Genomic DNA, 16,892 nt, shown 5'->3' with positions numbered 1-16,892 from the left:
CTGGTAAAATTTAAATGCCCACCCTTTCTTCATCCTTTTAATTTTATAGTTCGCTAAAAGGATTGGCGGCCTGACCAAAAGTATTTCCTTTCTTACGGCGTTTAATTTCAGAGCGGATAGAAAACAGCAAATCTTGATCAAAATCTTTATTAGCTGCCCACAAAAGAAATTGAAGTGGCACTTCGGTAATAGGCCTTCCTTTATGTTTACCTAAGGGCATAATCTTCATTGCAACAGGACGAGAGAGAAGGTCGAAAACCTGCTCAACCGTTTTATAGGGTTTTACCAAATATTTAAATACATCCATATTTACAATCACATCGTTCATGGCACGATGGGCCCCTTCTTCTTGAATATTAAAATGTTTACGCAGCTGTTCAAGAGAGTTAATGGGACTTTCACCATAGTGACGCGCTAAACGCAGAGTGTCAATATAGCGATTGTGTTGAAGATGACAAGGAATGTTAGCCCGAGCTGCAGAAGCAGCAATCACTTCCATATCAAACTTAATTCCATGCCCTACTAGAATATCATTGCTAACAAATCTGAGGAATTCCGGCAGGTACTCATCAATTTTAGGCTTTCCTTGTACCATCTGCGGTACAATATGATGAATAGCAATAGAGGTTTCAGGAATTTCACATTCAGGGTCAATTAAAGATTCACACTGCGCTAAGACTTGCTCTACCGTAAATCGTACAGCCGCTACTTCAATAATACGATCTCTTTGAGGATCTAATCCAGTAGTTTCACAGTCTAAGCAAACAAACGTTTGCGTATGTAATGGCTTCATGCTAGTTCATCCTCTATTGCTTCTGTCAGCATTTTTTTTAATTCTTTGCGGCCCACATTTTTAGTTGCTGAATAAAAAAGATGATGGATATTATCAACGCCAAAAGCTTTTAAAATTTTATCAGCATTAGCTTTTTTTTCATTGGTTGAAATTTTATCTACTTTAGTAAAAACAAGGATCATAGCTTTTTGATAATGAATTACCCATTCCAAAAAGCGCCGATCATCCTCATTAGGCATGCGACGAATATCAAAAAGAAAAAGAATTAATTTAAGTGATTCTCTTTCCTTAAGATAACGCTCTACCATCGGCCCCCATAATTTCCTTGTAGAAAGAGGAACTTGAGCATATCCATAGCCGGGCAAATCTACAAATACCAATTTTTCATCAATTACAAAGAAATTTAGCGCTTGAGTTTTACCCGGTACAGAGGAAGTTTTTACTAAACCCTTGCTACCAAATAAATGGTTAAGCAAGCTAGATTTACCTACGTTAGAGCGCCCAGCCACCGCTACTTCAGGAAGTAAATTTCCTCCATCATCTTTAAGGATGGGATAATCTTTAGATCCCATAGCTGTTTTTATAAAACGTGCCTTAGCAAATGCATAAGCATTCATGAATCTATCCTTATGATACGCGTGCTTTCGCTCTCATGCAATAATGTAATTTTGAGACAGGAAGGAGGTAACAAAGGGGCTATTTTCTCTGACCACTCAATACAGCATATTCCCCCCGCAAAAAGCATATCCTCAAATCCCATGCTTAAAAATTCATCAGCATCGCGCAGGCGATAAAGATCGAAATGATAAACAGTTCGATGGCCTTTATAGATATTTAGATAAACAAACGTGGGGCTATTAACTTGCTGAGGAGTTATGCCAGCGGCTCCTGCTGCCAATCCTTTGACAAAAGTGGTTTTGCCAGCTCCTAATTCTCCAAATAAACAAACAATACTGCCATTAGGCAGCTGGCTACCTAAGTCATACCCTTGATTCATCGTTTGTTCTACGGTATGACAAGTATGAAGATTCATTCCTATTCAAGCCACTGAGCTACAGAAGAAGAAAATTCTTCAAATTCAGCCAAGGCTTCAACAAAACTTGCAATTTTATCTTCAACAAGCTGACTCTGAATAAATTCTAGAAAATGCTCTTCTAATTGAAAGCGATTTTGATTTTGCACTTCCATCAAAGATAAACGTTTGAGATAATTTTGTTTAAAATCTTTGATCACAGCTTCTTTTGTATTAAACAATTTACCACTTAAGACTGATGAATAAACTACTTTGGTAATGGGTTCTTTAGGCTTAAATTTAGCAGCATAGCTTTTAATTACTTCAGGATCATCGGAAATAAAGAAACGTTTTACCCGCAAGCCGTTAACTCTTTCTGTATTTTCTGGACATTTAGAGACCCAATCATAAATAGCATCTTGTGGATTAGGATGAGTATTATCTCCAAATACTTTTCCCGTAAAAGGACAGATGTAAATCTTTTTAGTTTGCTCATTTACACTCAAATTACTAAAACCTATTTTGATTTCAGTTTCGTGCCACAATTGATGTTGTTGTTCAACATACTTGACGGCATCCTCTGCACTTTGGTAGATTATTTTGTCTTTTGGAAATAGGACAGGGCGTAGGTTAAATTTTTTTTCTACGTAAAAGAGATATGTAGTAACTAGCTCAGCAGATTGATTCTCTTTTAAAAACTGTTCTAGTTCGCTTTTTATCTCTTCTGTTATAACAGTTTGAGCCATCTGGAACCTCTGTAAAGGGAATAATTAAGTATAAATATTTTAATTTATTGCTGGGCTAAGGATAGCTATTAGAGTATTATTAATCAACTCATTTTGAAAAACCCCGGGAGGACTAGATGGTGCAAATAAAGGAAGTAAAAATTGATGGATATAAAAAAGTAATTGAGGCTACTGATCCTGGCTCTCACTTACATTGTATGATTGCTATCCATGACACTTCTCTTGGTCCTTCATTAGGAGGTACGCGTATTCATCCTTACACTTCTTCGCAAGAGGCTTTAAAAGATGTTTTATTACTTGCTAAAGCCATGACAAGGAAATCTGCTGTAGCTGAATTGGGTACTGGCGGGGGTAAAAGTGTCATCCTGGCAGATCCCTATCAGCAAAAAACAGAAAAACTTCTCTTGGCTTTTGCGGAAGTCGTGCATTCTCTTCAAGGAGATTATATAGCTGCAGAAGATGTAGGCTCAGATACAAAAGACATGGCCATTATCCGCCAAAAAACCCCTTATGTTGCCGCCTTACCTACTCATACTAGCAGCGGCGATCCCAGCCCCTTCACTGCCTGGGGAGTCTATCGTGGTATCCAAGCTGTAGCTCAAAAACTCTGGGGAACTCCTTCTGTAGCTAATAAAAAAATTCTTGTTCAAGGATTAGGACAAGTCGGTAGCAAGCTTGCCAATATTTTATTTTGGGAAGGTGCTCAGTTGATTCTTTGCGAAACCAATGAAGCCCGCCTTGAAGAGTATGCGGCTCCTATGGGAGCAAAGACCGTAGGACTCTATGACTATATTCATACTGAATGTGATATTTTCGCACCTTGTGCTATGGGAGGAATAATTACTGAAGAAATCGTCCCTCATCTACAATGTAAAGCTATCGCCGGCGCAGCAAACAATCAATTAGCCTCGCCGCTAGTAGGGGAAATGCTTTTGAAGAAAAGAATTTTATATGCCCCTGATTATGTGATTAATGCAGGAGGCTTAATTAATGCTACAGCAGAATTTAATGCGGGAGGCTACAATGCTACTGCAGCACGCGATAAGGTTAATCATATTTACTACCTTCTACTTAAACTTTTTGATAAAGCTGAAAAAGAAGATAAGCCTACAGCACTTGTTGCGGACGAAATTGCCCACTACAACCTAACAAATCTAATCGGTCAAAGAAAAAAACCTATCGACTTTAAACATTAACAATAATAATAAGTAATTTCATGTCAAAACAAATGCTCCTCGACTCTCTAAACGAAGAATTTAAAAAAGCGACCATTTCAGCTTTCCCACATTTAGCTAACACCCCAGATTTTCCTCTAGAAATTACTCAAAGTACCCAAGATAGATTTGGGCACTACCAATTCAACTCCGCTATGAAGCTCTGTAAAATCCTTCAAAAAAGCCCACACGAAGTGGCTCAAGCTATTGTGCAAAGTTTAGCTCTTTTGCCTAAAGAAAAAATTCCAGTTATCCAGCATGTTGAGATTGCGGGACCTGGCTTTATCAATATATTTATTCATCCTCTTTACCTATCTGAAAGTATTCAAGAAATCCTTGAAGATCCTATGTTAGGGGTTCCCCTACCCGTTCAGCAGCGCATTGTTATTGATTTTTCGAGTCCTAATACTGCTAAGGAGATGCATGTAGGGCATCTGCGTTCCACCATTATCGGCGATTGTATCGCTCGTGTTTTGGAATTTTTAGGACATGAAGTTATACGGCTTAATCATATTGGAGATTGGGGCACTGCTTTTGGTATGCTGATAGCTTACATTAAAGAGACCGCTCCTCATGTATTACAAGGCAATAACCCTACCGATTTATCTCAACTAGTCAGCTGGTATAAGGCTTCTAAGCAAAAATTTGATAGCGATTTAGAGTTTAAACAAAGAGCTCAAAAAGAGGTTGTAGCCCTACAAAGTGGAGATGCTCTTTCCAGAAAAGCTTGGGAGATGATTTGCTTTATTTCTGAGAAAGCTTATCAAGAGATTTATGATCTTCTCGAAGTAAAAATTCAAACGCGCGGGGAATCTTTTTATAACCCTCTTTTACCACAAATAGTCAAAGAGTTAGAAGATCAGGGGCTAGTTGAAATTTCTCAAGGCGCAAAATGCATTTTTTTGGAGGAATTTCGCAATCGTGAAGGCAATGCTATGCCTCTTATGATTCAAAAATCTGATGGAGGCTATAATTACGATACTACCGATATGGCAGCAATCAAACAAAGGATTTTCGAGGAAAAGGCAGACCGGATTATTATTGTGACTGATGCAGGCCAAAGTCTACACTTTCAAATGATTTTTAAAGTAGCCGAAAAAGCTGGATTTTTAAAGAAGAGAAAAGTGCAGCTTGATCATGTTCCATTTGGGCTAGTTTTAGGAAATGATGGAAAAAAATTTCGTACCCGTTCTGGAGACACAGAAAAATTGATTGATCTGCTCCAGGCAGGCATTAAATATGCTAAAGAGATTTTAATTAAGCGCGATCCCACCTTAGAAACACAAGAGGCTGATCATATGGCCCGCATTCTAGGAATCGGCGCCATTAAATATGCCGATTTAGCTTGCCATCGCACCAGCGATTATACATTTAGTTACGAACGTATGTTAAAATTTGAGGGCAATACTGCCGCCTACTTAATGTATTCTTATGTCAGAATAGCTAGCATCAAACGTAAAGTTAAATTTGAGCTAGAATTAATTAAAAACGTTACGACCATTCTTTTGGAGCATCCTTCAGAAATAGCTTTAGCCTTGCATTTGAAACGGTTTGGAGAAACGCTTCATGCAGTTTCGCGCGATCTTTTACCCCACCGCTTAACAGATTACCTTTATACCCTTGCAGAAAGGTTTAATGCCTTTTTCCGTGATTGCCGTGTGGAAGGAGCACCTGAACAAAATTCACGATTGCTTTTATGTGAAACGACTGCACGTATTTTGAAAAAAGGCTTAAATTTATTAGGTGTTCAAACAGTAGAAAAGATGTGATCTTCTTGAAAGCGTGATTTCTCACCACCTTTCAGAATAATAGAATTTTTGGTAAGGAGGCCCTGAGCATCTAAGGATAATTCTATGGCGTTCTTTCAGATTGGTAATTTGCAATCTTGTATGGTCAATAAAGACCATATGCAGGCTTAAGGAAACAGAAAAACACCCAGCGGATGGTTGGCTTTTGCGTAGGTTTCTTAAGTTGATTTAAGAAGTTCTCACCATTTTCTCGCAAATTTTTCTCGAATTTTATATTCGAGGGCAGAATAGACCAGAAGGCCTAGAATCATTACCATTAAAAGCGCTTCAATTCTTTCTGGCTTTTTTAGAAAGTAAAGAAGAGAGTAGGAAATCGGGGCTTTTCAAGAATCTAAATCCTCTTTCCACACTTTGCTCAAGCTTTATATTTTTTTAGCACTTCCTGAGCAGGAAAAGCGGTTACATCCATGTCATTAGTCGCTAAGATGAAAAACCCTTTGCTCCTCTCTAAATCTGCCTTGTTAAGCAAAGAGTAAGCTACTGTGCCTTTTAAAGAATAGCTAAGTATAGAAGATTCTTGCCCAGCTTTTGGCCGCCCAGATCTAGCATGCTTTTGAGTGGCTATAACTTGAGGTTCTATAATCTGTATATATTTAAGTTTTTTTGCAAACTTATCTAATTGGCGCTTAGAATCGTTTGGGCATAAAAATTCTTGCTGCATCAGCTTAATAAAGACTTTGGTTTCTTTTTCACTACCCTTAAGATAATGCTTGGCTAAAGTGGGGCATTCTCTTTGATAGGCCGCTTGGCTAAAAATAACTATCCATCTTTGTTCAACGCCTGCATAGCAAGAAGTGCTCTCAAAAGCTCGATAGCCTTCTGTCATTTCTACCATCTTTTCGTAAGGCACTTCAAATATGAACTCTTTAGCCTCTTTGATTTACACGGGCACACGCGTGGTAAATAAGCTTTGTTCTTCTTTAAAAACTTGCAAGGTAGTTGGCGTATAAAGAGCACTGTCTCCTACTATATACGGTATTACATCCTGCTAGATATCCAGAAAGAGAAATCAAAAACCAATACCATATAAGATAAGCACAACGCTTGCTTAGGCGGGGATCTGGAAAATCTGCAAAATTAGATCTTACGCTTTCTCTAAATCTCTCTAAATCAATCTCTTCTTGCAAATCAGCAAAGTTTTTATCAGCAGTTTTCCTTTTGGGCATTGTTACCTCCTTCTTTTAGAAAGAAGATAATTTTAGATTTATGTAGCATTTGTCAAATTTTTCTCATCAAAACATACTGAGTTAACTATGTCAAACCTTATACAAAAATGGAACTTCCGTTACAGGAGAAGCTTTTTTAGATTTCCTCATTGGAATACTATAGGACAAAAAATCCAAGAATAAAACAAGCTGAGAAGCATATCACAAGATATTAGGAGAGAAGTTGATGAATTAATAAGAGAGACTTTTGCTGCTTTTATAAAAGAGATATAGCTCCTTTTCTAACTTTCAAAATAAAAATTGATTAAAAAATTAAGAAAGACTACCATCCCATAAAAAACTCAGGCTAGCCCTTAAAAAAGCAGGCTAAGTTTACTCTTGAAGAGATAATTTACCCTATAACTTTAAGGAGCTTATATGATGGCACCAACCTCTACATCTAGCATCCAGGCAAAATTTCATCCCACAATCTTAGCAAATATAGAAGACCCTGTATCAGGAGAGTTGCTGGCTCGAGCGGTTACTTTGTTCCCTTGTGGCCATACCTTTAACGAAGATACCGTCATCCAATGCTTAGCGCGCAATAAACTTTGTCCCCTAGATAGAAGGCTTATTGAAAGGCATGCACCTAACTACATAGTGAGGCAACTAGCCGAAACGGCTGAGTCCTATCCTTTAAAATCTCTCAAAGAAAGTTATATTGACCTCTTGCTCCACCTTCTAGAAAAACCTCAAATTCAAGAAGTTTTAACTTTAAAGGAAATTTTAGAGAATCAAGTAGAAGAATTGATGGGTCAGAATAATGAAGAGCTGACTAACAAAGAAAAGATAAGTTATAAATGGATGGAAAAATTATTAGGAGAAAATGAAAAGGTTAGGCAATTTGTCGTCGAAAAGCTGCGGCAAATCCACCAAAGTTCTGCACCCCTTCTCTCAGTCGCTCCTCAACCTTCTATTTCCGCCACCTCTCTTTACAAAGCGATCGTCCATGTTCATTTTCCTGATGAGTACAGGGATTTTATAGAACAAGCTCATATGTTGGATAAAATTTATAAAATTGAATCTAACCTTTCTGCTGAAGAAAAAGTGGCTCACATCTTTCAGCAAATCTTTAACTTAGCCACCTCTCTTTCCCCTTTAGAATTTGAAGAAGATTCAAAAGAAAGCAAAAATTTTACTCTCAATAATTATTCTTCCTATCTACTAAATATTAATCGCCTCCTACTTTGGCAAAAGCTACCAGGTGGAAAAAAATATTTAAGCCAACCCCAGGTTAAGGCTTTACCTTTAAAGAAAAAAAGCGATCTGCTAGCGAAATGGCTGGATAAGCATAGTGCAGATTTGTCTTGCCTAGAGTTAAATCTCTTAAGATTAACTGCTTTACCTCCAGAAATCAAGCAACTTTCTATGTTAAGCTTTCTCGACTTAAGAGACAACCAGTTAACAGCCTTGCCTGCAGCCATCGGACAACTTTCTCAACTGCGTCAGCTTTGGCTGGGTAGCAACCAGCTAACCGCTCTTCCTGCAACTATCGGGCAACTTTCTCAGCTAAAAGTACTTTGGTTAGACAACAACCAGTTAACCGCTCTTCCCGTAACAATTGGGCAACTGCCTCAGCTAAAAGTACTTTGGTTAGACAACAACCAGTTAACCGCTCTTCCTGCAACAATTGGGGGGCTTTCTAATCTAGCACAGCTTAGTTTAAACAATAACCGGCTAACAGCCCTTCCTGCAGCTATCAGAAAGCTTTCTCAGCTAAAAGTGCTTTGGTTAGACAACAACCAGCTAACCGCTCTTCCTACAACAATTGGACAGCTTTCTAATCTAGCACAGCTTAGTTTAAACAATAACCAATTAACAGCCCTTCCTGCAACAATCTGGCAGCTTTCTAATCTGCAAGATTTTTACTTAAGCAATAACCCACAACTAAGCTTCCTCTATTCATACTGCTTTCTAATCTTAAAAATCTTAAGGAAATTACTTTAGATGCATCTCTGTACAGGACAAAAAGTGAAAAATCCCGTCTAAAAATTTATACAGCTGTCTTTTACGAGCAGAAAACAGATAAAAGAAAGAGACAAGTTAAGAGAAGTTTTAAGTCAATCTTTACATTGGAATCTAGCAAGGCTTATAAACTTTTGCCCAATCATTTTAGCTCTTTATTTCTTGATCGGCACTTTTCTGTTTTATCCTCTTCCTAAATCTATCTAACGCTTGATTTAGGTTCTGCATAACATGAAAACGATCAGCCATAGCTTGGGCCCTAGGTAGCATCTCTTCTACTACGAGTCGAATAGAAGTACCCTGTAGAAGTTTTACCCCTTTTGGCTATTTTTTTAGAAACTAGGATGGGAGTAAATGCGACGGGTGTGGCATACTGCTAATAAAGGGGAATCAATGAAAGAAATGCCTGTACACTCTCCTAAACAAGCTTGTGAATAAAAAAAAAGAGGAAACAAGCATGTTTTCATTAAAGTAATGAACTTATTATAGGAAAGGATGCTAGGAAAATATTTTCTCATTGAAGGAATGACTTGTCGCGTATAATAGCCTTTAAAAGTTCTATAACCAGTTTTATGAAACATAATGATAATTGTCATCGCTTTGCTTAATGATAATTTTGACCATCGATTTCTTTTATTGCTCTTTTCAATTAAAGGTTTTGGGCGGCTTTCAACCAATATTTTGCGCCATTCAGGCTCAAATTGTTTATAAAAATCCTCTACATCACAAAAAATAGAGATTAATAGATCGATATCTTTTTCAAGCATTTTAACCTTCCAGGTTTAAAGTTTTTTTGGTGAAAAATATTTTTAAACAATGTGGAGGTCTTTTTTCAACTATTTCCTTATCCGATAACTCGCTTTAATTATTTTTTTTGCTGAGGAATATAAGCTTAAAAATTTGCAGAGAAGGTTCACTATTCATAAAGAATAAAAGAAATAAGCTGGCAGCCCTGCGAAAGAAAATGGAATGGGAGGATTTTTAAAGTTTTTTTTTATCTTCCATTTTTTCTTTCTTATCTTTCAGAGCTACTCTTTAGCTTAACTGCCTCTGGTAAGGAGGCTCAACTTAAGAAATTTATCAATAGGTTAACCTATTGACTAAGGGGCATAGCTTTAACCATGATGTAAAAAACTGTATCGGCTGGCATCCCTAGAGAGTTCTATTATGCCATTCTGCCTAAGGAAAAAAGGCAAGTTTTTAATATCCAAAACTTAAGGTCTATAAATAATTATAAATTCCTTCCCCTTCGCCTTTTTTCTAGCTCTTCCTTATCTAAATAAGATAGTTATTAGTTTAAGGGCTAGAAAAGAGAAGTCTTACTGGACTCTCCTGGTACTTCTTGCACATATTTAGGGACCGCATAACCCGATAAATTAGCAGCCAGATAACGGATAAATTCACAACCTTGCTCTCGCTCTACCTCAAAATGGGCAGTCCCTTTTACCCGGTCTAGCTGATGCATATAATAAGGTAAAATCCCGTGATCTACCAATTTTTCACAGAGTAGTTGTTGAGTTTCCTTATTATCGTTAACGCCTTTTAAAAGCACGCACTGATTAAGCACAGGAATGCCTAAACATTGCACATTTTTAAGCCTTAAAAGAACTTCCTCATCTAGCTCGCGGGGATGATTGACATGCACCACAAACCAAATTTGTACACGACGGACTCTTAAGATATCTAAAAACTCTTGATCAATCCTTTCCGGAATTCCGATAGGAAAACGAGTATGAAAGCGAACGCGGCGCAGATGAGAAATCAAATCCAGTTGATCTAAAAGATTGCTTAATGTTCTATTTTCCAGCGATAAAGGATCCCCTCCACTTAAGATAATTTCCTTAAGAGATAAGTCTGCTCGAATAAGCTCCAATTCGTTAGCAAAGCTAGTTTTTTTGCTATCGTACTCAAAATTTTGACGGAAGCAATATCTGCAATGCATCGCACAAGCACTTGTGCAGACTAAAAGAGCCCGGCCTTTATATTTTTGCAAAAGTTTAGTTTCCTTTCGAAATAATTGATCCTGAACGGGGTCTATTTGAAAACCTGTAGCTTCCAGCTTTTCATCTAAAGCAGGAAGAAACTGCTTAAGAATAGGATCATCTAACACCCCTTTAGTGATTTTTTGAGCAAGGCGAAGGGGTAAATTTAATTTAAAGGAAGGATTTTTCAATATTCGCTCACCTTGTTCAGGGGAAAGCTTTAAAAAGTCTGCTAATTGATTCCAATTTGTGAAATTGCTGCGTTGTATTTGACGCCATAAAGCTGGAGAAGTCTGCATTTTACCTAATGAAAAAGATTAGTTACCTTAAAACTAACAGTTTGTAAATATTTTTTGAAAGCCACGCTAACAAAGGGTTTATTTTCTTACAAAATCAGTAACATATTGACAAGTTTTTTTATATAAAACAAGAAAAGAAAGGTTCTTATCTTTCCTGTGAGCGTTGTTGCGTAAATGATCTAATAGCTCGCCTGTTTAAGACATAGCCTCATATTGGAGCTTATCCCCTGTGTCAGTACCCATTGTTCCTGGGGACATTGTAAACTTCGCCATCTTATCCCTAGCCAATTATATTGCAAGGAGAGGGAGTGGTATTTTGTAGCGGCATGCGAAGAATTATCTAAAAGTTAGCTTGCATTCACGAAGGACTCCTCGATAAAGAATTTATCATTTACTCAATCGACCTCTCACTTTTTAGAGCTATAATGTTCTAGTAGTTGATGCTCGAAAGCTAGATTCTCATCATGGCTGAAAGCAAGCATTTCTTTAAATCGTATGCATTCAGCTTCATTCTTGCAATAAATAAGATAGCTTTGTTTAAAAGAGTAAGGTACTTTCTTAGAAAAGATACGCATAAGGGGCTTGCAACCAAGACGTCTCTGATGGTGTCTTTTCCACAGGCTGTGTCTTCTTCTGCTATTTTTCTCCAGCGCCTACATACGCGCTGGGCCGTAGCAAGATTAGTGGCTGAAAGAAAAGAGAAAATGTGAACGATCAATTCCTCGGGCAACATGGCTATGGGCGTAGAATTAATTATATTGTAATGTGAAGAGTTTGGATTTATGCAAGTGAATGGCTTAAATAATGACTTCATACAAAACATACAGGCACCCTCTTGCTAAAATTAATTAGAAAGCTGGATTAATTACACTTTCGATACAACACACAAGCTTTCATTCTTTCTCTGCCAAACATGCCTTGCACCACACCTTATTAAGGAAAAATATACATTAAATTAGCTTATATCCATAGACTCAGCTATCTTTCTTTAAAAGCCTTTAAAAAATTAGATAGTTTGCAAAACTGGTAATTTTTTCTTTTTTAATTCTTTGATAGGTTTGGCTAAAACAGCTACACCCTCCCCTTTGGAGACAGGTTCTAAAGTTTTTTCTTTTTCCGTCGTACGCGTCACATCTACCCCTAAAGAACCAAGTTTTTGAAAAAGCTCTCCATAGCCCCTATCTAAAAAATGTAATCCCGAAATTACACTCGTTCCTGTAGCTAAGATTGCAGCCATTACATAAGCAAAACCTGCTCTTAAATCAGGAACAGAAATATCTCTTGCAACAAGAGGAGTATTACCTTTAACTATAATACTATGGCAAAAACTTTGGGAAGCAAAGCGGCATTCTTTACCGCCCAAACATTGCCTAAAAAGGGTAATATCAGCTCCCATCTCCTTCAACACCTCGGTATAGCCGAAACGATTTTCATACACAGTTTCATGCACCACTGATGACCCTGTCGCCTGTGTAAGAAGAACCACGAAAGGCTGCTGCCAATCGGTCATAAAGCCAGGATGAACGTCTGTCTCTAGATGGAGCCCACCTTGAAGAGGCCCGTCATAGTAAAATTCAATTCCATTGCTCTTAATTTCAAATCCTCCGCCTACCTCTCTAAGCTTATTTAAAAGAGTAATCATATTTTGATGCTGGGCACCTTCCACAAAAACACGTCCTTTGGAACTTATAGCTGCTATCCCCCAAGAAGCTGCTTCAATACGATCGGGGATCACAGTATGTTCTACCTCATAAAACCGCCGGGTGCCTTGGATATGTATCGTACGATCGACATCTAATGTAATAATAGCGCCAAGTTTTTGCAAAAAAAGAATTAATTCTACAATTTCTGGTTCAATGGCTGCATTTTTTATTGTAGTTAAGCCTCGGGCTGTGACGGCTGCTAAAATGGTATTCTCCGTAGCTCCTACCGAAGGAAAAGGCAAATGTACTAGCGTACCTTTTAGACCATTATGAGCATGAGCAAAATAAGCTCCTTCGCGCTTCATCCCTCTATATTCAATAACAGCTCCTAACTTCTCTAGAGCAGCAATATGAAAATCTACCAAGCGCATTCCAATATTACATCCCCCCACCGTTGGAACAATAATATCTTCTTCAGTACGTCCTAAAAGCGCTCCAATCATCAAAATAGGAATTCGATTAGCTCCCGAGAACCTTTGAGGGATATAAGAAGTTTTAAGTTCCTTGGTAATTACTTCCATGATCCCGTTCGCACGGTCCCACTGAACCTCCATGCCTATTTCTTTACATAAATCTACTGTAACAGCCACATCTCCAATGTTAGGCACATTATAAAAGCGACACTTTTTATCGGAGAGAAGAGAGGCTACAAGCAATTTGGTCATCGCATTTTTAGCACCTGCTGCTTTTACATGACCTTTCAAAGGGGCTCCACCCTTAATTTTCAATATTTCCATTTTTTTAATGCAACCATATGTAAAAATTAATTTATTGTTAATTTCTCGAGAAAAAAGCTCGATTATTCGTAGTTTTTTTTGATTATCTTATTAACAAAAATAACTTTTAAATACAATGAGAATCTGAATTAAAATCAAATTTTTGGATAAATAAAAATAAAGCCTCTATTTTTAGACTTTATTTTGTCGGATTTTGTAATAATCTATCACTTCATCAATCAACGAATCGGAAAATAAAAGGGATAGATGGCCTACATTTGAAAGTGTTAGTCGCTTGGCATAAATAGTTTCATTATATAAAGCACTAGAAAGCGGAACTAATAAGTCTGTTTTACTAGCTATATGGAAAAAATGAGTCGTAGAAGGTAAATTTAAAATTCTCTTACTAAGGCTTGCTAAAAAAGCGCTTTGAGGATGCATTTCTTTAACAGCCTTCCCTATCCCACAAGCAGTCAAGAAAGCTCCCTTTAAAGGAGAGCCTAAAGTAATAATATCTGTTACTAGCAAATTACATTCAGCCAATTTAGAAGCAGCGACACAAGCTACAATCCCCCCCATTGAATGGCCAATAAGGGTAATATCACTCCTTCCTGTCACTCTTTGAATTTCTAGCACTTTATTTCGGACTTTTTCCGCGTGAGTTTCAATAGATTCGAAGGGCTTTCCTAGATGCTCTGTAAAAACAGGCCCTAATTTTTCTTTAGAAAAGCGGTAACGATAATAAGCCCAGGAGCCACTATTACTATAAAGTCCATGGATAAGTAAAATAGGTTGCTGCCCATTTCCTTTATGAGGATCACGTTTTTCTAAATCTACAAAACGTAAAAAATTTAAAGCTATCAAAGAAAAAAATTCACAAACAATGGAATAAATATAATTGGCCAAAGAAACTAAAGATTGAGGAAGCCTAGAAGCCATCAAATTTAACATATTTCCACTTAGAAAAACTCCTAAAGCACCGGCTGAAAGTATAAATGTATACTTAGAAAGCCTAGAGAATGAGATGCTAGAAAATAAATTGATTACTCCTGCCAAAGTAGCCAGGCTACATAAAGTAGCTAAAGCTAAAAGAGCTAAATGCTTAATTTTCCAATAAAACGCTGCTTTTTCATTTTTTTGCTTCCCTTCATTTATAAAGGAATGATTACAGGGTAATCGAGGAGGACGGTGAATATTTAGGGATGCCATTTCCTGATCCTTCTTTAAGAGTAGTCATTCTACTGAAAAATATTTTTATTTTGAATTTTTTATTTCCAACAAATTTAAGGTAGCTTTTGAACATATACCTTTAATCCCCTTAACTAATAAGTAGGAGTAAAAAGGTTAAAGAATGCTAACTAGCCTTGTTTACTGCTTTTTCTATTTATAAACATTCCTCTACCTTTTCTTATTTAATCTTTTATAAATAGCAATCGGCCAAAAGCTCAGCTTACCTTTCTAATTTAAGAAAAAGCAAAAAAATGTTTCATTCAAATTCTCAGATTTCTAAAATAACGCCACATCCATTAACGACTAAGAGGTAGAAATGATAGTAAGAACAGGTATAGGTCAAGATAGCCATCGTTTTTTACCGGTTGAAACCTCAAAACCTTGCATTATTGCAGGATTAATCTTTGAACATACGCCTGGATTTAATGCTAATTCTGATGGTGATATTGTTTTTCATGCCATTTGTAATGCGATAAGCTCGCTCTCTGGAGTCTTAATTTTAGGAAATATTGCCGATGAGCTTTGCTTAAAAGATGGAATTACTGATAGCGAAGTTTATCTTCTTGAAGCTATAAAAACATTAGAGGCCCAGAAAGTTACGCATGTGTCTATCACCTTAGAAGGTAAGAAGCCTAAATTTAAAGATCGCATTCAAGCGATGAGGGAAAACATTGCACGCGTCATGCAAATTGATTTGTCTCAAGTAGGAATAACAGCAACTTCAGGCGAAGGCTTGACAGACTTTGGTTGTGGCGAAGGGGTCCAATGCTTTGCCATAGTGACCACTTGCCAGCCTACACCTTTATCTCCATGATTGCCTTCATTCTACTTTTAAGTAAACTATCGCTTAAATCTACATTATTAAGCCTTTTTAAAGATCTGGAGTCGGCAATTTATAGGAATGTTAATAAATATCCCGCAGATAACGTTTCTCGTTACGCAAATGCTTAACGAGTGCTTTTGCCTCCGCTTCACTTTTCTTACCATGGACTTGGATAATTTCATGCAAGGCAGATTCTACATCTTTTGCCATACGCGCAGCATCCCCACAAACATAAATGTAAGCGCCTTCATTAATCCAACGATAAAGGTCAGCACCTTGCATTAGCATACGGTGTTGAACATAAATTTTTTCTTGCTGATCACGTGAAAAAGCAACATCTAAGCGGAGCTTACCTTGCCGCTCTAAGCTTGTCCAATAATCTGCATAAAAAAAATCAGTTGCGCGATTGCACTCCCCAAAGAAAAGCCAATTTTTACCTTGAGCTTCCTTCGCCATCCTTTCTTGCATGAATGCCCGGAAGGGGGCTACGCCAGTGCCAGGGCCAATCATAATAATAGGCGTATCAGAGTGAGAAGGGAGTGTAAAGCCATGATGAGGTTGAATATAGATGGGTACGACAGGTTGATGAAGAGGGACTGTTTCGCATAAATAATGAGTGCACACACCTACCCGCTGATATCCATTGGTATGATATTTTAATACCCCTACGGTAAGATGCACTTCTTCTCCTACTGCCGACATTGAGGAAGAAATAGAATATAGACGAGGTAGCAAGGGCATAAGCATGTTGCAGAGCTCTTGCAAAGCAAAAACCACTTCGTGGTTTTCTTCTAAAATATCCCAAAGCTCATGGGATTGTAAATAAGCTTTAAACTTTTCTTGCGCACCTTCTGCCAGAACAGCTTCTAACGCTTCTTTTTTTTTCTGGTTAGTTTGCCTTTGAGCAAGCATCGACAAAAGCTTTTTGCTTAAGTCTGTCACATTAGCTTTTGTAGTTAAAAATTCGCGCAGTGACATACTCTTTCCTGTATGCTTGCTAATTATCAATTCCAAACCTTGTGCACGCATAGCACCCAGTGTTTTATTAACAATATCCTGAGGATTGATAGGAAAAATGCCTAGGCTATCGCCCACTTTATAGGTCAGGCCCGACCCTTTAATATCCAAAACCAGATGTTGAGTATTTTTTGTAGACTCTTCTCGAGTTAAATTATAACGCTCTTTGATTGTGGCAAAAAAAGGATAATGCCTATTGTAGATTGAGGGTTCCATAAAAACAGTGTTTAGAAGTTAAAAATAAAAAAGTATAACATAATTCTTTTTCACTTTCAGCAAAATTTTATCTTATTTAAAAGCAGGTTAACCTCTCCTAATCTGATTGAAAATTAACAATTTTTACACTATTATTCTCGATATATTAAGCAAACATACTAGG

Annotated in this window: 17 protein-coding genes; 4 read left to right on the top strand and 13 right to left on the bottom strand. The window is 37.4% G+C overall.

Annotated elements, in window-relative coordinates; genetic code table 11:
* Positions 1 to 43 precede the first annotated feature (43 nt).
* From NEOC84_RS05055 to NEOC84_RS05040, 4 genes are read right to left on the bottom strand one after another with little or no spacing between them, the layout of a single operon-like run.
* Positions 44 to 793: a DUF3820 family protein gene (locus NEOC84_RS05055; protein ID WP_166156084.1), complete on the bottom strand. Its 750-nt coding sequence runs from the start codon at positions 791 to 793 to the stop codon at positions 44 to 46.
* Entirely contained in the window at positions 790 to 1,410 is a 621-nt protein-coding gene (gene yihA / locus NEOC84_RS05050; RefSeq protein ID WP_166156081.1) for a ribosome biogenesis GTP-binding protein YihA/YsxC, read from the bottom strand. Before yihA ends, NEOC84_RS05055 begins: the two co-directional genes overlap by 4 nt.
* The gene (gene tsaE, locus NEOC84_RS05045) at positions 1,407 to 1,826 is read right to left on the bottom strand and encodes a tRNA (adenosine(37)-N6)-threonylcarbamoyltransferase complex ATPase subunit type 1 TsaE (protein ID WP_166156078.1); all 420 of its coding nucleotides are present in this window, start codon (positions 1,824 to 1,826) and stop codon (positions 1,407 to 1,409) included. The genes yihA and tsaE overlap by 4 nt, the downstream gene beginning before the upstream one ends.
* 2 nt (positions 1,827 to 1,828) lie before the next feature.
* Entirely contained in the window at positions 1,829 to 2,551 is a 723-nt protein-coding gene (locus tag NEOC84_RS05040) for a DUF2709 domain-containing protein (protein WP_166156075.1), read from the bottom strand.
* A 116-nt stretch (positions 2,552 to 2,667) separates the two neighbouring features.
* Here NEOC84_RS05040 and NEOC84_RS05035 point away from each other — a divergent pair, with 116 nt between their 5' ends.
* Complete coding sequence (locus tag NEOC84_RS05035; protein ID WP_166156071.1) at positions 2,668 to 3,747, top strand: Glu/Leu/Phe/Val dehydrogenase; 1,080 nt, start codon at positions 2,668 to 2,670, stop codon at positions 3,745 to 3,747.
* Between the two features lie 20 nt (positions 3,748 to 3,767).
* Complete coding sequence (gene argS / locus NEOC84_RS05030) at positions 3,768 to 5,534, top strand: arginine--tRNA ligase (protein ID WP_242678202.1); 1,767 nt, start codon at positions 3,768 to 3,770, stop codon at positions 5,532 to 5,534.
* A 394-nt stretch (positions 5,535 to 5,928) separates the two neighbouring features.
* Here argS and NEOC84_RS05025 read toward each other — a convergent pair whose 3' ends face one another.
* Together NEOC84_RS05025 and NEOC84_RS05020 are read right to left on the bottom strand one after the other, a co-directional pair.
* Positions 5,929 to 6,423: a hypothetical protein gene (locus tag NEOC84_RS05025; protein WP_166156068.1), complete on the bottom strand. Its 495-nt coding sequence runs from the start codon at positions 6,421 to 6,423 to the stop codon at positions 5,929 to 5,931.
* A gap of 70 nt (positions 6,424 to 6,493) precedes the next feature.
* Positions 6,494 to 6,739: a hypothetical protein gene (locus NEOC84_RS05020; protein ID WP_166156065.1), complete on the bottom strand. Its 246-nt coding sequence runs from the start codon at positions 6,737 to 6,739 to the stop codon at positions 6,494 to 6,496.
* 417 nt (positions 6,740 to 7,156) lie between these two features.
* Here NEOC84_RS05020 and NEOC84_RS05015 point away from each other — a divergent pair, with 417 nt between their 5' ends.
* A complete protein-coding gene (locus NEOC84_RS05015) occupies positions 7,157 to 8,725 on the top strand; it encodes a leucine-rich repeat domain-containing protein (protein ID WP_166156062.1) in 1,569 nt (522 codons plus the stop codon).
* A 165-nt stretch (positions 8,726 to 8,890) separates the two neighbouring features.
* Here NEOC84_RS05015 and NEOC84_RS10160 read toward each other — a convergent pair whose 3' ends face one another.
* From NEOC84_RS10160 to NEOC84_RS04985, 6 genes are all read right to left on the bottom strand, one after another.
* Entirely contained in the window at positions 8,891 to 9,034 is a 144-nt protein-coding gene (locus tag NEOC84_RS10160; protein WP_347566651.1) for a transposase, read from the bottom strand.
* 41 nt (positions 9,035 to 9,075) lie between these two features.
* Entirely contained in the window at positions 9,076 to 9,510 is a 435-nt protein-coding gene (locus NEOC84_RS05005) for a hypothetical protein (RefSeq protein ID WP_166156057.1), read from the bottom strand.
* Positions 9,511 to 10,046: 536 nt separating this feature from the next.
* Positions 10,047 to 11,024 (bottom strand): KamA family radical SAM protein, encoded by a 978-nt coding sequence (locus NEOC84_RS05000; RefSeq protein WP_166156054.1) that lies wholly within the window; start codon positions 11,022 to 11,024, stop codon positions 10,047 to 10,049.
* A 451-nt stretch (positions 11,025 to 11,475) separates the two neighbouring features.
* Entirely contained in the window at positions 11,476 to 11,838 is a 363-nt protein-coding gene (locus NEOC84_RS04995) for an F-box protein (RefSeq protein WP_166156051.1), read from the bottom strand.
* A 192-nt stretch (positions 11,839 to 12,030) separates the two neighbouring features.
* Positions 12,031 to 13,464 (bottom strand): UDP-N-acetylglucosamine 1-carboxyvinyltransferase, encoded by a 1,434-nt coding sequence (gene murA / locus NEOC84_RS04990; protein ID WP_166156048.1) that lies wholly within the window; start codon positions 13,462 to 13,464, stop codon positions 12,031 to 12,033.
* Positions 13,465 to 13,635: 171 nt separating this feature from the next.
* Entirely contained in the window at positions 13,636 to 14,652 is a 1,017-nt protein-coding gene (locus NEOC84_RS04985) for an alpha/beta hydrolase (protein ID WP_166156045.1), read from the bottom strand.
* A 337-nt stretch (positions 14,653 to 14,989) separates the two neighbouring features.
* Between NEOC84_RS04985 and ispF the strand changes: the two genes are divergently transcribed.
* A complete protein-coding gene (ispF, locus tag NEOC84_RS04980; RefSeq protein ID WP_166156042.1) occupies positions 14,990 to 15,487 on the top strand; it encodes a 2-C-methyl-D-erythritol 2,4-cyclodiphosphate synthase in 498 nt (165 codons plus the stop codon).
* Between the two features lie 90 nt (positions 15,488 to 15,577).
* On the opposite strand, the gene NEOC84_RS04975 is transcribed toward ispF, so the two are convergent.
* The gene (locus NEOC84_RS04975) at positions 15,578 to 16,729 is read right to left on the bottom strand and encodes a sulfite reductase (protein WP_166156039.1); all 1,152 of its coding nucleotides are present in this window, start codon (positions 16,727 to 16,729) and stop codon (positions 15,578 to 15,580) included.
* Positions 16,730 to 16,892: the final 163 nt, after the last annotated feature.

It is taken from the genome of Neochlamydia sp. AcF84 (assembly GCF_011087585.1).
In the GTDB taxonomy this organism is placed as follows: Bacteria; Chlamydiota; Chlamydiia; order Chlamydiales; family Parachlamydiaceae; genus Neochlamydia.
This window is presented reverse-complemented; position numbering and strand designations above follow the sequence as displayed.

Bases quoted from the DNA above. Each gene is read 5' to 3' on its own strand.
- NEOC84_RS05055 (WP_166156084.1), bottom strand. From the start codon at position 793: ATGAAGCCATTACATACGCAAACGTTTGTTTGCTTAGACTGTGAAACT.
- NEOC84_RS05035 (WP_166156071.1), top strand. From the start codon at position 2,668: ATGGTGCAAATAAAGGAAGTAAAAATTGATGGATATAAAAAAGTAATT.
- NEOC84_RS05005 (WP_166156057.1), bottom strand. From the start codon at position 9,510: ATGCTTGAAAAAGATATCGATCTATTAATCTCTATTTTTTGTGATGTA.
- NEOC84_RS04995 (WP_166156051.1), bottom strand. From the start codon at position 11,838: ATGAAGTCATTATTTAAGCCATTCACTTGCATAAATCCAAACTCTTCA.
- NEOC84_RS05020 (WP_166156065.1), bottom strand. From the start codon at position 6,739: ATGCCCAAAAGGAAAACTGCTGATAAAAACTTTGCTGATTTGCAAGAA.
- ispF (WP_166156042.1), top strand. From the start codon at position 14,990: ATGATAGTAAGAACAGGTATAGGTCAAGATAGCCATCGTTTTTTACCG.
- NEOC84_RS05000 (WP_166156054.1), bottom strand. From the start codon at position 11,024: ATGCAGACTTCTCCAGCTTTATGGCGTCAAATACAACGCAGCAATTTC.
- murA (WP_166156048.1), bottom strand. From the start codon at position 13,464: ATGGAAATATTGAAAATTAAGGGTGGAGCCCCTTTGAAAGGTCATGTA.
- NEOC84_RS04985 (WP_166156045.1), bottom strand. From the start codon at position 14,652: ATGGCATCCCTAAATATTCACCGTCCTCCTCGATTACCCTGTAATCAT.
- NEOC84_RS04975 (WP_166156039.1), bottom strand. From the start codon at position 16,729: ATGGAACCCTCAATCTACAATAGGCATTATCCTTTTTTTGCCACAATC.
- NEOC84_RS05015 (WP_166156062.1), top strand. From the start codon at position 7,157: ATGATGGCACCAACCTCTACATCTAGCATCCAGGCAAAATTTCATCCC.
- NEOC84_RS05040 (WP_166156075.1), bottom strand. From the start codon at position 2,551: ATGGCTCAAACTGTTATAACAGAAGAGATAAAAAGCGAACTAGAACAG.
- tsaE (WP_166156078.1), bottom strand. From the start codon at position 1,826: ATGAATCTTCATACTTGTCATACCGTAGAACAAACGATGAATCAAGGG.
- argS (WP_242678202.1), top strand. From the start codon at position 3,768: ATGTCAAAACAAATGCTCCTCGACTCTCTAAACGAAGAATTTAAAAAA.
- yihA (WP_166156081.1), bottom strand. From the start codon at position 1,410: ATGAATGCTTATGCATTTGCTAAGGCACGTTTTATAAAAACAGCTATG.